Below are 13,233 nucleotides of genomic sequence, written 5' to 3' on the forward strand. Positions count from 1 at the left end.
GTCACTCCCCTCGGGATGCGGCGTGGATCTGGGCCATGCGGATGACCCGGACCTTCTGGGCGGCGATCTCGGCCCGGCCGCGCAGGATCAGGATGCTGATCCAATAGGCCTTGAAGCCCAGCGCCATCAGCAGCAGCGGCACCAGCATGGAGGAATCGATGGCGGGACCGCCCATCTTCACCACCGAGGCTGGCTGGTGCAGGGTGTTCCACCAGTCCACCGACCACTTGATCACCGGCACATTGACCGCGCCCACCAGGGCCAGGATGGCGGCGGCCTTGTGGCCGCGCTCGGGATCGTCGAAGGCGTTCACCAGGGCCATATAGCCGAGATAGAGGAACAGCAGGATCAGCATGCTGGTCAGCCGGGCGTCCCAGGCCCACCAGGTGCCCCACATGGGCTTGCCCCACAAACTGCCGGTCACCAGGCACAGGAAGGTGAAGGCGGCGCCCACCGGAGCGGTGGCCTTGGCCAGCAGATCGGCCAGGGGATGTTTCCAGATCAGGGCCATGGCCGAGAAGGCCGCCATGGCCACATAGCAGAACATGCCCATCCAGGCGGCGGGGACATGGACATACATGATGCGGACGCTGTCACCCTGCTGATAATCAGCGGGTGAGGCGGCCAGGGCGAACCACAGGCCGAGGGCAAGGGAAAGCACGGCGACACCCGACGAATACGGCAGGATCACCTTGGCCAGGCGCAAGAAGCGGGCGGGATTGGCGAAACGATGCATGGGCGCATTTCATACCCCGGATTTCGGCCGGGCTCAAGAAATGGCGACGTCGGCGACCCTTACGGTTCGTTCATCATTCCCGCCCGAGAGCGACTCACCCCTTGCGGGTTGGCCCGATCTCGATCAGAGCGTCGGTCGACTGGACCTGAAGGCTGGGAACGTAACGCTGACGCGGATCGAGCGACCGGGCGCGGGCCTCGGTAGCCATGTAGTCCAACTCGTCATGATCGCGGAGATCGCCGGTACGCTCGCCAGGGCGATCCCCCATCTCGAAAATGTTCGGCATGTCGTCCTCCCTAGTGCCGCCCATGATCGCAGCTTAACACATTCTTCATTTTCCAGTCCCGCGTTCCACGCGCATCCCCGTCTATATTTTTTCACCCAGGGGCAATTTGCGGGCCCGCTTCCCGCTGGCGGCGAACAGGGCATTGGCGACGGCGGGCGCGATGGGCGGCACCCCGGGTTCGCCCACCCCGGTGGGGGTGGCGGTGCTGGGAACGATATGGACCTCGACCCGGGGCATCTCGGAGATGCGCAGGCAGCGGTAGTCGTGGAAGTTGGACTGTTCGGCGGCGCCGTCCTTGATGGTGATCTCGCCGAACAGGGCGGCGGACAGGCCGAAGGCGATGCCGCCCTCCATCTGGGCCTTGACCACGTCGGGGGTGACGGCGATGCCGCAATCCACGGCGCAGACCACCCGGTCCACGGTGAAACGGCCATCGGCGGCCACCGTGACCTCGGCCACCTGGGCGACGAAGGAGTGGAAGCTTTCATGCACCGCCAGCCCCCGGCCCCGGCCCGGCGCCATGGGCTCCCCCCATCCGGCCTTGGCCGCCGCCAGGTCCAGCACCGCCCGGTGGCGGGGATGGGCGGCCAGCAAGGCCCGGCGCAGGGCCAGAGGGTCCTGCCCCCCGGCATGGGCCATTTCGTCCAGGAAACATTCCGTTGCGAAGGCGGTATGACTGGAGCCCACCGAGCGCCACCACAGCACCGGCACCGGATTTCGCGGCGAATGCAACTCCACCTGCAGATTGGGAATGGCATAGGGCAGGTTGGCGGCGCCTTCCACCGATACCGGGTCGATGCCGTCCTTGATCATTCCGGCGAAGGGGCCGCCCTCCATGATGGACTGGCAGCAGACGCGATGACGCCAGGCCAGCGGCTGCCCGGCGGCGTCCAGCCCGCCCTCGAAGCCGTGCAGGGTCATGGGCCGGTAATAGCCGCCCCGGATATCGTCCTCGCGGGTCCAGATCAGCCGCACCGGGGCGCCCACCGCCTTGGCCACCTCGACCGCCTCGACGATATAGTCCGAGGCGGGATTGGCGCGGCGCCCGAAACTGCCCCCCGCCGGCAGGGTGTGAATCACCACCAGGGCCGGGGTCAGCCCCGCCGCCTTGGCCGCCATGGCCTGGTCGTGGGTCTGGAACTGGCAGCCGGTCCAGATTTCGCACAGGTCGCGGCCCAACCGGACCACGCAATTGAGCGGCTCCATGGGGGCATGGGCGAGATAGGGCGTCTCGTAGACCGCCGACAGCCGCTTCGCCGCCTTGCCCAGGGCGGAGTCGCCCTCGCCCTGGCTGCGGGCCGACAGCCCCGGCGTCGCCAGCAGCGCCGTCCAGTCGCGGCGCAAATCCTCGGTGGAGGGACGCTGTTCGGGCAGGGTCCAGTCCAGCTTCAAGGCGGCGCGGCCACGCTGGGCGGCCCAGAAGTCATTCGCCACCACCGCCACGCCCGAGGAAATGGGCACCACCGCCGTCACCCCGGCGATGGACAGGGCGGAACGGCGATCCACCGTCTTCAGCGTGGCGCCGAACACGGCGGGACGAGCCACCAGGGCGGTGACCATGCCGGGCAGGCGGATGTCGGAACCGAACACCACGCTGCCCTCGGCCTTGGCGCGGCCATCGGTACGCCGCACCCCCGGCCTGCCGATCAGGCGGAACTCGGCCACCGGCTTCAGCGGCGGATCGGCGGGCGGCGTCAGCCTCGCCGCCTCGGCCACCAGTTCGCCATAGGCCAGCCTGCGCCCGGAAGACCAGTGCACCACCTCGCCATTGACCGCCATCAGCCCGGAACGATCCACCTTGAGGCGACGGGCGCAGGCCTCCATCAGCATCTCGCGGGCCGCCGCCCCGGCCTTACGCAACTGCTCCCAGGAATTGGCGGTGGCGGTGGAACCGCCGGTGCCCTGCATGGGGCCCCAGAAGACGTTGTTGTAGCGCTTGGCGTCGGCGGGAGCGTAGTCGACCCGGATGGCGGCGGGGTCCACTTCCAATTCCTCGGCCACCAGCACCGGCAGGCCGGTGGCGACCCCCTGCCCCATCTCCAGATGCTTGACCGTCACCGTCACCTTGCCATCGGGAGCGATGGTGACGAAGGCGTTGGCGACGAAGTCCCCCGCCTCGGCCGCCGAGGCGCTTCCCGCCGCCAGGGCCAGACCGGCGGCGGCGCAGACCTTGAAGAAATCGCGGCGATCCAGATTGGCGGCTTCGCGGATCATTCGATTCATGACGCGCCTCCCAGCCGCCGGGCGGCAAGATGGATGGCGGCGCGGATGCGGCCATAGGTGCCGCAGCGGCACAGATTGCCGGTCATGGCGGTGTCGATATCGGCGTCACTGGGACGCGGCGTCTGGCGCAACAGGGCGGCGGCCGACAGCAGTTGCCCGCCCTGGCAATAGCCGCACTGGGCCACGTCCAGCTCGATCCACGCCGCCTTCAATGCCTTGCCCACCGGCCCGTCCAGGCCTTGCTGGGTGGTGATCTTGCGTCCGGCCACCTCGCCCACCGGAGTGGAACAGGCCCGCATCGGCGCCCCGTCCACCAGCACGGTACAGGCACCGCACAGGGACTGGCCGCAGCCGAAGCGGATATCGTTCAAACCCAGATGATCGCGCAGGACCCAGAGCAGCGGCATGTCGGGCGCGGCATCCACCTTGCGCCGCTCGCCATTCACGTTAAGGGAGATCATGGCCATCGTCCCAATCATTGGAAGCCTTCAAGGGTTACGCCGAACCCCGTGCCGGGGCAAGACCTACCTCCGGCCGAACAGCTTCTCGATTTCGGCCAGGCTGAGGCTGACATGGGTGGGGCGGCCGTGATTGCATTGGCCCGACAACGGCGTCGCCTCCATGGCGCGCAGCAGGGCGTTCATCTCGCCCACCCCCAGCCTGCGCCCCGCCCGCACCGAACCATGGCAGGCCATGGTGGCGCAGACATGCAGCAGCCGGTCCTTGAGGGCGTGGCCCTGGCCCCATTCCGCCAGTTCGTCGGCGAGGTCGCGCACCAGCCCCTGGACATCGCCGTCGCCCAGCAGGGCGGGAACCTCCCGCACCACCACGGCGCCGGGGCCGAAGCCTTCCACCACCAGCCCCAGGCGCGCCAGATCATCGGCATGCTCGGCGAGGCGGGCGCAGGCGGCTTCGCCCAGATCCACCACCTCGGGCAGCAGCAATCCCTGGCGGGCGACGCCGCCCTCCTCCAGCGACCGCTTCAGGCGCTCGAACACCAGCCGCTCATGGGCGGCGTGCTGGTCGACGATCACCATGCCCGACGCGGTCTGGGCGATGATATAGGTGTCGTGCAACTGCGCCCGCGCCGCCCCCAGGGGATAATCCTGGGCCGGTTCGTCCTCGGCCACCGCTCCCGGCGGTGCGCTGGGCACGGCCTCGGCCAATCCCAACGGCGCCTGGGCGGAATCGGCCGAGCGCATCAGCGGCAGGCTGGGGCGCGGCGGTGCCTGCCACGAGAAGCCGGGACGATAAGGAGTGGGCGACGGCGGCTCGCCGAGACTGCCGCCCAGGGCGCCCAGGGCGTGGCCGGTCAGCGTGGTGCTGGCGCGGTGCCCGGCCCCGGCCAGGGCATGGCGGATGGCGCCGACGATCAGGCCGCGCACATTGCCGGAATCGCGAAAGCGGACCTCGGCCTTGGCGGGGTGGACATTGACGTCCACCTGCTCGGGATCGAGATCGAGGAACAGCGCCACCACCGGGTGGCGGTCGCGGGCCAGCACATCCTGATAGGCGCCACGCACCGCGCCCACCACCAGCCGGTCCTTGACCGGGCGGCCATTGACGAACAGGTATTGGGCGGCGGCCGTGGCGCGGTTGTAGGTGGGCAGCCCGGCCCAGCCCGACAGCCGCACCCCGTCGCGCTCGGCGTCCAGTTCCAGGGCATTGGCCTCGAAATCGCGGCCCACCACCTGGGCGACGCGCGACAGCCGGGCGGCGCGGGGCTCGCCGCGGCGGGCCGCCAGGTCCAGCAGCTTGCGCGAGCCGTCCGACAGCGAGAAGGCCACCGCCGGATGGGCCATGGCCAGGCGTTCCAGCACATCCACCGCCTGCCCCAACTCGGCGCGCACCGATTTGAGGAATTTCAGCCGGGCGGGGGTGGCATAGAACAGGTCGCGCACCTCGACCCTGGTGCCCGCCGACAGCGCCGCCGGAACCGGCTCGCCCTTGGCGCCGCCTTCCACCATCAGGCTCCAGGCGGTCTCGGCGCCCTTGGGACGGCTGGTCAGGGACAGGCGCGCCACCGAGCCGATGGAGGGCAGCGCCTCGCCCCGGAAGCCGAGGAAGCGGATGCGCACCAGATCGTCGTCGGGCAGCTTGGAGGTGGCGTGGCGCTCCACCGCCAGACTCATCTCGTCGGGCGCCATGCCGCAGCCGTCATCGGCCACCGAGATCAGCGCCTGCCCGCCCTCCACCAGCACCACCTCGATACGGGTGGCCCCGGCGTCGAGGGCGTTTTCCACCAGTTCCTTGACGGCGGAGGCCGGGCGTTCGACCACCTCGCCAGCGGCGATCTGGTTGACCAGGGTGGGGGGAAGCAGGCGGACGGTCATGGTGAGGGCAGTGTAGCGGGTCGGCGCGCCTGCGACAAACCCCGTCCCGACCTGGAGGATTCCCGGCTATGCTGGCCCCCGCGAAAGGAGGACACCGCCATGACCGATACCCCCCGTCCCAACGCCCTGGAGGCCCTCGCCGTGGCGCCCCGGGCCAGGCCCTCCATCTATCCCCCCCAATTCGCCCAGCGGGTGGCGGGGCGCGAGAAGCGCGCCCTGGGCGATCCCTTCGGGCTGAAAAATTTCGGGGTCAACCTGACCCGACTGCCCCCCGGTTGCCAATCGGCGCTGCGCCACACCCATGCGACCCAGGACGAATTCGTCTATGTCCTGGAAGGGACCGCCATCCTGATCACCGACGAGGGCGAGACCGAACTGCGCCCGGGGATGTGCGCCGGCTTTCCGGCAGGCACCGGTAACGGCCACCATCTGGTCAACCGGGGGGCCGAGGCGGTGCTCTATCTGGAAGTGGGCGACCGGACCCCCGGCGACACGGTCATCTATCCCGACGAGGACCTGATGGCGGTGCTGGGGCCGGACGGCTGGGCCATGCTGCACAAGGACGGCACGCCGTATTAGACTGTCAGAGTTTGGCGAAACCGGCCTTCCCTGTCGTCACCCCCGGACTTGATCCGGGGGTCCATGGATGGCCGGGTCGAGCCCGGCCATGACGGGTAGAGAGTACGCTTCCACCTAAACCGGACAAACTCTCTGAATGTCGATACAGCCTAATCCTTGGAACTCGCCTCCAGGAATTCCCGGGAATCCCGCAACTGCTGCTGTTCGGGGCTGAGGGCGGGTGGAGTGGGAGGGGGCTTGCCCCGGCCCAGGAAAGCTCCCACGGCCATGACCGCGCCACCCCCCAGGGCGATGACCAGGCCGCCCAGGGCGATGATCCCCATCAGGGCCTGGATGGAGGCATCGGCATCCACCATCAGCGCGGCGCCGCCCAGGGCCAGACCACCCAGGACAATAGCCAGACCCACCAGCCTCAACAGGGCGGATGAACCGGATCGGAGTGTGGTGCTCATGGGGTCCTGGCGCGCTGAAACGAGTTTCCCCGCCAGCTTATCCCGGTTTCCGAGCAAACGAAAGACGGCGCGGCATCTTGGGGACGGCTAAGCCGCCACCACCCGATTGCGACCGCTGTTCTTGGCGGTATACAGCGCGGCATCGGCCCGCGACAGCAGCGCCTCGGCCGAGACATCCGCCTCGATCAGTTGGGCGACGCCGATGCTGGCGGTAAAGACCACGTCGCCGATCCCGGTATTGATGCAGATGCGGCTGACGGCCACTCGGATGCGCTCGGCCACCATCATGGCGGCTTCCAGATCGGTGTCGGGCAGCAGGATGGCGAATTCCTCGCCGCCCAACCGGCCCAGGGCATCGACGGTACGGATGGCATCGGTGCAGGCATCGGCCATGGCCTTGATGGCCTTGTCGCCCACCGGATGGCCGAAAGTGTCGTTGATGCGCTTGAAATGGTCGATATCGAGCATCAGGGCCGACAGCGGCCGGGGATGGCGATGCACCCGTTCGACCTCGGTGCCCAGCGTGGTCATGAAATAGCGGCGATTGAACACGCCGGTCAGGGCGTCGGTGGTGGCGAGGCGGCGCAATTCGGCTTCCATGGCCTTGCGCTCGGTGATGTCCATCATGACGCCGATCACCCCTTCGGGCTGGTCGGCACGGGACCGCCAGGCGATCTTGCTGACCACCACGTCGTGGGCGAGGCCGTCGGCCAGGGTCAGGCGCCCCTCGAACTGCACCCGCTTGTCGGCGCCCAGGGCCTGGAGGTCGGCGGCATGGGAGGTCTTGACGAAGTCCGGGTCCAGCAACTCGCCCATGGTCCGCCCGATCCATTCCTCGGCGCCGATGGCATGCATCTCGCGGAAGGCGCGGTTATAGCCGCGATACTGGCCGTCGATCCCTTTCCACCACAGCGGGTTGGGCACCGCCTCCAGCAGGCTTTCCACGAACAGGCGGGCTTCCACTGCCTTGGAACGCTCTTCCGCCAGTTCGCGGGTGCGTTCCGCCACCTGATGTTCCAGCGTCTCGTTCATGTGGCGCAGCGCCGCCACCGCGCGCAGATGGTCGGAAATGTCGCGGGCCTCGATCATGTATTCCGGCACCGAGCCCACCGATGGCAGCGGCGTCACCAGAATCTGGGCGTCGAAGGCGTCACCGTCGCGATCGGCCATGCGCACCGGCATCATGCCTTCCTCGGACAGCAGCATGGTCAGATCGGAGGCGAAGATTTCCCGGTAATCGCCATGGAACATGTCGGCCACCGCCATGCCCTGCAGCTCGGCGGCACGCAGGGCGCCCAGCATGGCGGCTCCGGCATCGTTGATATAGACCACCCGACCGCCATGGCACTGGGCGATCAGATGCATGGACTTCTCCACCAGCACCCGGAAACGGTCCTCGCTGGCCCGGGCGGTGCGGGCCAGATGGCCCTGACGGCTGATGTCGCGGGCGATCACCACCGCATGCCCCGCCCCCAGTTCGCGGGCGGGGTGAATCTGCAATTCCACGTCCAAGGTGGCGCCGTTCAGGCCGCGCACCGCCACCGGGATGGCCTGGCTTTCGATTTCGTTGAGCAGCAGCAGCTCTTCCAGCACCTGGACATAGTCGCCGCCGACCAGGTCGCAGAAGGTCCGCCCCACCAGGGCGGAGCTGTCCTTGGCCGCCAGCAGGTCGATACCGGCGCTATTGATGTCGAGAATGATGCCATCCTCGCATAGGCATACCAAGTCACGCGAGACTTCCAGCACCGCCATGAAATTCGAGCCGAAGCGCGGCCCCCGGCGCCGACGTTCGGCCGCCGCGCCATGAGTATCGATAACCGTCATGCCCAATCCACCTGCCCCAAGTCCGCCCGGCCGTTTCCCCCAGCAAGACGGATCACCCTTCACGTCTAGGTATAATCCGAAAGCCTCATGACTTACAGGGTTTCTCAGGGCGAATTGAAACGAATTGTGACCGCGGCGTCTATTTAGTTAGTGATTACTCCGCCAGTCGCGGATTTTCTCGATCAACCCGGCGGTGGAGCCGTCATGCCCCGTCACTGGCTTTGCCCCCGACAGTTCGGCAAGGATGGTCTTGGCCAGTACCTTGCCCAGTTCCACCCCCCACTGGTCGAAGCTATGGACGTCCCAGATCACGCCCTGGACGAAGACCTTGTGCTCGTAGAGCGCGATCAGCATGCCCAGCGTGCGGGGATCCAGTTGGCGATACAGCAGGGTATTGGTGGGACGGTTGCCGGAAAACACCCGGTGCGGCGCCTGGATGGCAATCTCGGCCTCGCCCATCCCGGCGGCGGCCAGTTCGGCCCTGACCTCGGCCTCGGACTTGCCGCGCATCAGCGCTTCCGGCTGGGCCAGGAAGTTGGACAACAGCATCAGATGGTGCTCGCCCAGCGGATTATGGGTTTCGGCGGCGGCCAGGAAGTCGCAGGGGATCAGCTTGGTGCCCTGGTGGATCAACTGGTAGAAGGCGTGCTGGCCATTGGTGCCGGGCTCACCGAACACGATGGGGCCGGTCTGCCAGATGGCGGGACTGCCGTCCTTGGCGGTGCCCTTGCCGTTGCTCTCCATGTCCAACTGCTGCAGATAGGCGGGCAGCCGGTGCAGATACTGGTCATAGGGCAGCACGGCATAGGCCTGGGCGCCGAGGAAATTGCCGTACCACACGCCGAGCAGGGCCAGGATCACCGGCATATTGGCGGCCAGCGGCGCGGTGCGGAAATGCTCGTCCATACTGAACCCGCCGTCCAGCAACTCCTCGAACCGCTCGAAACCGATGGCGACGGCGATGGACAGGCCGATGGCCGACCACAGGGAATAGCGCCCGCCGACCCAGTCCCAGAACTCGAACATATTGGCGGTGTCGATGCCGAATTCCGCCACCGCCTTGCCATTGGTGGACAGGGCGACGAAATGCCGGGGAATGGCCGCCTCGCCCAGCTTGCCCACCAGCCAGTCGCGGCAGGTCCGGGCATTGGCGATGGTTTCCTGGGTGGTGAAGGTCTTGGAGGCGACGATGAACAAGGTGGTCTCGGGGTCGCAGGCCTTCAGCACCTCGGCGGCATGGCTGCCGTCCACATTGGAGATGAAGCGCACCGCCAGGTCGGGGCGCTGATAAGGCTTCAAGGCCTCGGTCACCATCACCGGCCCCAGGTCGGAACCGCCGATGCCGATATTGACCACGGTGCGCATGGGCTTGGCCGTGGCGCCCAGCCATTCGCCCGAACGCACCCGCTCGGTGAAGCCCTTCATCTTGTCCAGCACGGCGCGGATCTGGGGCATCACATCGACGCCGTCCACCGGCATTGGCCGCGCCGAGCGGTTCCTGAGCGCCACATGCAGCACCGAACGATGCTCGGTGGCATTGATGCGCTCGCCGCTGAACATGGCGTCGCGGGCAGCTTCCACCCCGGCCTCGCGGGCCAGGGCTTCCAGCAGCCCCATAGTGTCGCCGTCGACCCGGTTCTTGGAATAGTCCAACAGCAGATCGCCCAGGCTTACCGAGAAGGAGCGGAAGCGGTCGGGATCGGCGGCGAACATCTCGCGCATGGGGCGCTCGCCCACCGTGCGGGCGCGCGCTTCCAGGGCGCCCCAGGCGGGAAGCCGGGTTGGATTGGTCATGGAGTCATCCCCCGTTGCCGGACTAAGACCCTGAGTCTAGTCCCCGATCAGGCCGCCGACAAGCGCCGAGCCGGACGCCCGGGGGCGGGAAAGGTCTCGAACGGCGCCAGATTGTCCACGAACTGGCGCGCCGCCGCCCCCCACGAGAATTCCAGGGCATGGGCGCGGCACAGGGCCGGGTCGATGACCAGGGCCGCCCGAGCCGCCTTGCCCAGGTCCTCGTCCAGCACTCCGGCCGGATGGCTGCCGATGACATCGTTGGGACCGGGCACCGGATAGGCCGCCACCGGCAGGCCCGAGGCCAGCGCCTCCAGCAGCACCAGGCCGAAAGTGTCGGTGCGCGACGGGAAGACGAAGACATCGCCCGCCGCGTAATGCACCGCCAGTTCCTCGCCGAACTTGGCGCCGGTGAAATGCACCTCGGGATGCTTGCGCTTCATCTCGTCCAGTTGGGGGCCGTCGCCCACCACCACCTTGGTGCCGGGCAGGTCGATGGCGAGGAAGGCCTTGATGTTCTTCTCCACCGCCACCCGGCCCACATAGAGGAAGATGGGACCGGGCAGACCGGCGAAGGGGCCGGTCTCGCCCTTGGCCTCGGGGCGCGGCCGGAACAGCTCGGTATCGACGCCGCGCGACCAGCGGCTGATCCTGGCGAAGCCACGCCGGGCCAGTTCGGTCTCGATGCCCTGGGTCGCCACCATCACCGACGACGACGCGCCGTGGAAGCGGCGCATCACCGCGTAGGACAGCCGCAGCGGCAGGCGGAAGCGGGCCTGGATGTATTCGGGAAAGCGGGTGTGGTAGGCGGTGGTGAAGGGGATGCCCCGGCGGATGCAATAGCGTCGCGCCGCCCAGCCCAGCGGGCCTTCGGTGGCGATGTGGATGGCGCAGGGCTGCGCCTCCTCGATCATGCGGGCCACTTTGGGGCCGGGACGCAGCGCTAGGCGGATTTCCGGATAGGTCGGACAGGGAATGCTGCGGAAGCGGTCCGGCGTCACCATCACCACGTCGTGGCCGGTGCGTTCCAGCTCGGTCTTCAGCGTGTCGAGGGTGCGGACGACACCATTGACCTGAGGACGCCAAGCATCCGAGACGACGAGTATGCGCATTCCTGCTCCTTACGCTCTTCGCTGATGGTGGAAACGCCGGGACGGCCGAGCCAGTGGACGATTTCCAGATGGCCGTCGAAATCCTCCACCAGGGCGGTGCAGCTTTCGACCCAGTCGCCGTCGTTGCAGTAGAGCACGCCGCCGTGGTCGCGGATTTCCGCATGGTGGATATGGCCGCAGACCACGCCGTCGGCGCCGTGGCGCCGTGCTTCCTCGGCCATGGCCTGCTCGAAATTGGCCATGAACTGCACCGCGTTCTTGACCTTGTGCTTGAGATAGGCCGACAACGACCAATAGGGAAAGCCCAGGCGGCGGCGCACCACATTGAACCAGTGGTTGGCGGCCAGGGCCAGGGTATAGGCGCCGTCGCCCAGATGGGCCAGCCACTTGGCGTGCTTGACCACCCCGTCGAAGGCGTCGCCGTGCAGCACCAGCAGTGTGCGGCCATCGGCGGTCTGGTGGAGGGCGGTGGTCTCGACCCGGATATCGCCAAACAGCAGGCCGTGATATTCGCGGGCGAATTCGTCGTGATTGCCGGGAATGAACAGGACGCTGGTGCCCTTGCGCGCTTTTCGCAGGATCTTCTGCACCACGTCGTTATGGGCCTGGGGCCAGTACCACGAGCGGCGCAGGCGCCAGCCGTCGACGATGTCGCCCACCAGATACAAGGTGTCGGACTCGGTGTTCTTCAGGAAATCCAGCAGATCATCGGCCTTGCAGCCACGTGTCCCGAGATGGATATCGGAAATCCAAATGGTCCGGTAACGCCGCTTTGTCTCTGGACTGGCATTCATGATGAAGCGTCCAACCTTAATTTCCGGTAACGTTTCTCCGTGACTTTTAGTATCCCTAGGGGTGACAAGTACATATATTTTGATTCTCGGCCATTACATTTAATGTTTCAGCCTCATATCTGTAACATTTATTTAATGCTGATGCGGCGGCGCGCCGATATATACACGGCCTCATGTCCATTTCCTGCGCCCCGACCGCCATCGCCGAACCGACCGCCGCGCCGCGCCGGGTGCTGGTCATTCACAATCCCACCGCCGGGCGCCACAAGCGCAAGCGCCTGCAAGACGTGATCGACCGGCTGGAGCGCCTGGGCGCCGCCGTGGTCTGCCGCGAAACCCGCATGCGGGGCGACGCCGAGGACTTCGCTGCCCTGGCATCGCCCGATACCTGCGACGCCGTGGTGGCGGCGGGGGGCGACGGCACCGTCAACGAGGTCCTGAACGGATTGGGCCGGGGGCCGGGCGGAGTCGCCCTGGGGGTCATCCCCCTGGGCACCGCCAATGTCCTGGCCTGCGAGATCGGCCTCGACCCCAAGGATTGCGACCAGATCGCACGGACCATCGCTTTCGGCCATGCCCGCCACGTCCATGTGGGCGTTGCCAATCGCCGCCGCTTCCTGCTGATGGCGGGCGCCGGTCTCGACGCCCATGTGGTGGCCGGGGTCAACATCGCCCTGAAGCGCCGCACCGGCAAGCTGGCCTATGTGGTGGAAAGCCTGAAACAGGCGGTGGGCTACGATTTCCCGGTGCTGGGCATCCGCGCCGATGGCGTCGAATACGAGGGCCGCATGGTGGTGGCCTGCAAGGGACGCTTCTATGGCGGTCCCTTTGTCGCCGCCCCCGATGCCAGCCTGGAAGCCCCCAAGCTGGATGTCTGCATCCTGCCCAATTCAGGCATCGGCGGCGTGGTGCGCTATGGCCTGGCCCTGCCCATGGGGCGGCTGTCGGAACTGCCCGAGGTCCAGGTGGTCTCGGCGCGCTCCATCCTGATCACCGGGCCGCGCGGCGCGCCGGTCCAGGGCGACGGCGACATCGTCGCCCGCCTGCCCGCCGAGATTTCGGTGGGCGACGACACTGTGGAACTGATCTGCCCGGACTAACCC

Annotated in this window: 12 protein-coding genes; 2 read left to right on the forward strand and 10 right to left on the reverse strand. The window is 67.4% G+C overall.

Translation table 11 applies throughout. The features are described from left to right. Position 1: 1 nt before the first annotated feature. The 5 genes from A6A04_RS15210 to mutL all read right to left on the reverse strand — a co-directional run bounded on the left by A6A04_RS15210 (position 2) and on the right by mutL (position 5,578). Positions 2-736 (reverse strand): heme ABC transporter permease, encoded by a 735-nt coding sequence (locus A6A04_RS15210; protein WP_068494351.1) that lies wholly within the window; start codon positions 734-736, stop codon positions 2-4. Positions 737-830: 94 nt separating this feature from the next. Next, the gene (locus tag A6A04_RS15215; RefSeq protein ID WP_156612637.1) at positions 831-1,022 is read right to left on the reverse strand and encodes a hypothetical protein; all 192 of its coding nucleotides are present in this window, start codon (positions 1,020-1,022) and stop codon (positions 831-833) included. A gap of 81 nt (positions 1,023-1,103) precedes the next feature. After that, positions 1,104-3,245, reverse strand: coding sequence for a xanthine dehydrogenase family protein molybdopterin-binding subunit (locus A6A04_RS15220; protein ID WP_281196790.1), 2,142 nt, complete (start codon positions 3,243-3,245; stop codon positions 1,104-1,106). Further along, on the reverse strand, positions 3,242-3,706 hold the full coding sequence (locus A6A04_RS15225) for a (2Fe-2S)-binding protein (protein ID WP_068494521.1): 465 nt from the start codon (positions 3,704-3,706) through the stop codon (positions 3,242-3,244). Before A6A04_RS15225 ends, A6A04_RS15220 begins: the two co-directional genes overlap by 4 nt. 63 nt (positions 3,707-3,769) lie before the next feature. Further along, positions 3,770-5,578, reverse strand: coding sequence for a DNA mismatch repair endonuclease MutL (gene mutL / locus A6A04_RS15230; RefSeq protein WP_068494356.1), 1,809 nt, complete (start codon positions 5,576-5,578; stop codon positions 3,770-3,772). Positions 5,579-5,677: 99 nt separating this feature from the next. Here mutL and A6A04_RS15235 point away from each other — a divergent pair, with 99 nt between their 5' ends. After that, on the forward strand, positions 5,678-6,157 hold the full coding sequence (locus A6A04_RS15235) for a cupin domain-containing protein (RefSeq protein ID WP_068494359.1): 480 nt from the start codon (positions 5,678-5,680) through the stop codon (positions 6,155-6,157). 149 nt (positions 6,158-6,306) lie between these two features. On the opposite strand, the gene A6A04_RS15240 is transcribed toward A6A04_RS15235, so the two are convergent. From A6A04_RS15240 to A6A04_RS15260, 5 genes are all read right to left on the reverse strand, one after another. After that, positions 6,307-6,609, reverse strand: coding sequence for a hypothetical protein (locus A6A04_RS15240; RefSeq protein WP_156612638.1), 303 nt, complete (start codon positions 6,607-6,609; stop codon positions 6,307-6,309). Between the two features lie 87 nt (positions 6,610-6,696). Continuing rightward, positions 6,697-8,433: a sensor domain-containing diguanylate cyclase gene (locus tag A6A04_RS15245; protein WP_068494362.1), complete on the reverse strand. Its 1,737-nt coding sequence runs from the start codon at positions 8,431-8,433 to the stop codon at positions 6,697-6,699. A gap of 147 nt (positions 8,434-8,580) precedes the next feature. After that, entirely contained in the window at positions 8,581-10,227 is a 1,647-nt protein-coding gene (gene pgi / locus A6A04_RS15250) for a glucose-6-phosphate isomerase (protein ID WP_068494365.1), read from the reverse strand. Between the two features lie 47 nt (positions 10,228-10,274). After that, positions 10,275-11,336 carry a glycosyltransferase family 4 protein gene (locus tag A6A04_RS15255; RefSeq protein ID WP_068494368.1) on the reverse strand — a complete coding sequence of 354 codons (1,062 nt, stop codon included), beginning with the start codon at positions 11,334-11,336 and terminating at the stop codon, positions 10,275-10,277. Continuing rightward, positions 11,264-12,130 carry a UDP-2,3-diacylglucosamine diphosphatase gene (locus tag A6A04_RS15260; RefSeq protein WP_068494370.1) on the reverse strand — a complete coding sequence of 289 codons (867 nt, stop codon included), beginning with the start codon at positions 12,128-12,130 and terminating at the stop codon, positions 11,264-11,266. The genes A6A04_RS15255 and A6A04_RS15260 overlap by 73 nt, the downstream gene beginning before the upstream one ends. A gap of 173 nt (positions 12,131-12,303) precedes the next feature. On the opposite strand from A6A04_RS15260, the gene A6A04_RS15265 reads away from it, so the two are divergent. Then, positions 12,304-13,230 carry a diacylglycerol/lipid kinase family protein gene (locus A6A04_RS15265; protein WP_068494372.1) on the forward strand — a complete coding sequence of 309 codons (927 nt, stop codon included), beginning with the start codon at positions 12,304-12,306 and terminating at the stop codon, positions 13,228-13,230. Positions 13,231-13,233 lie beyond the last annotated feature (3 nt).

This window comes from Paramagnetospirillum marisnigri (genome assembly GCF_001650715.1).
Taxonomy (GTDB): Bacteria; Pseudomonadota; Alphaproteobacteria; order Rhodospirillales; family Magnetospirillaceae; genus Phaeospirillum; species Phaeospirillum marisnigri.

Excerpts from the sequence above, each read along its gene's own strand:
- A6A04_RS15210 (WP_068494351.1), bottom strand. The coding sequence starts at position 736 with ATGCATCGTTTCGCCAATCCCGCCCGCTTCTTGCGCCTGGCCAAGGTG.
- A6A04_RS15215 (WP_156612637.1), bottom strand. The coding sequence starts at position 1,022 with ATGCCGAACATTTTCGAGATGGGGGATCGCCCTGGCGAGCGTACCGGC.
- A6A04_RS15220 (WP_281196790.1), bottom strand. The coding sequence starts at position 3,245 with ATGAATCGAATGATCCGCGAAGCCGCCAATCTGGATCGCCGCGATTTC.
- A6A04_RS15225 (WP_068494521.1), bottom strand. The coding sequence starts at position 3,706 with ATGATCTCCCTTAACGTGAATGGCGAGCGGCGCAAGGTGGATGCCGCG.
- mutL (WP_068494356.1), bottom strand. The coding sequence starts at position 5,578 with ATGACCGTCCGCCTGCTTCCCCCCACCCTGGTCAACCAGATCGCCGCT.
- A6A04_RS15235 (WP_068494359.1), top strand. The coding sequence starts at position 5,678 with ATGACCGATACCCCCCGTCCCAACGCCCTGGAGGCCCTCGCCGTGGCG.
- A6A04_RS15240 (WP_156612638.1), bottom strand. The coding sequence starts at position 6,609 with ATGAGCACCACACTCCGATCCGGTTCATCCGCCCTGTTGAGGCTGGTG.
- A6A04_RS15245 (WP_068494362.1), bottom strand. The coding sequence starts at position 8,433 with ATGACGGTTATCGATACTCATGGCGCGGCGGCCGAACGTCGGCGCCGG.
- pgi (WP_068494365.1), bottom strand. The coding sequence starts at position 10,227 with ATGACCAATCCAACCCGGCTTCCCGCCTGGGGCGCCCTGGAAGCGCGC.
- A6A04_RS15255 (WP_068494368.1), bottom strand. The coding sequence starts at position 11,336 with ATGCGCATACTCGTCGTCTCGGATGCTTGGCGTCCTCAGGTCAATGGT.
- A6A04_RS15260 (WP_068494370.1), bottom strand. The coding sequence starts at position 12,130 with ATGAATGCCAGTCCAGAGACAAAGCGGCGTTACCGGACCATTTGGATT.
- A6A04_RS15265 (WP_068494372.1), top strand. The coding sequence starts at position 12,304 with ATGTCCATTTCCTGCGCCCCGACCGCCATCGCCGAACCGACCGCCGCG.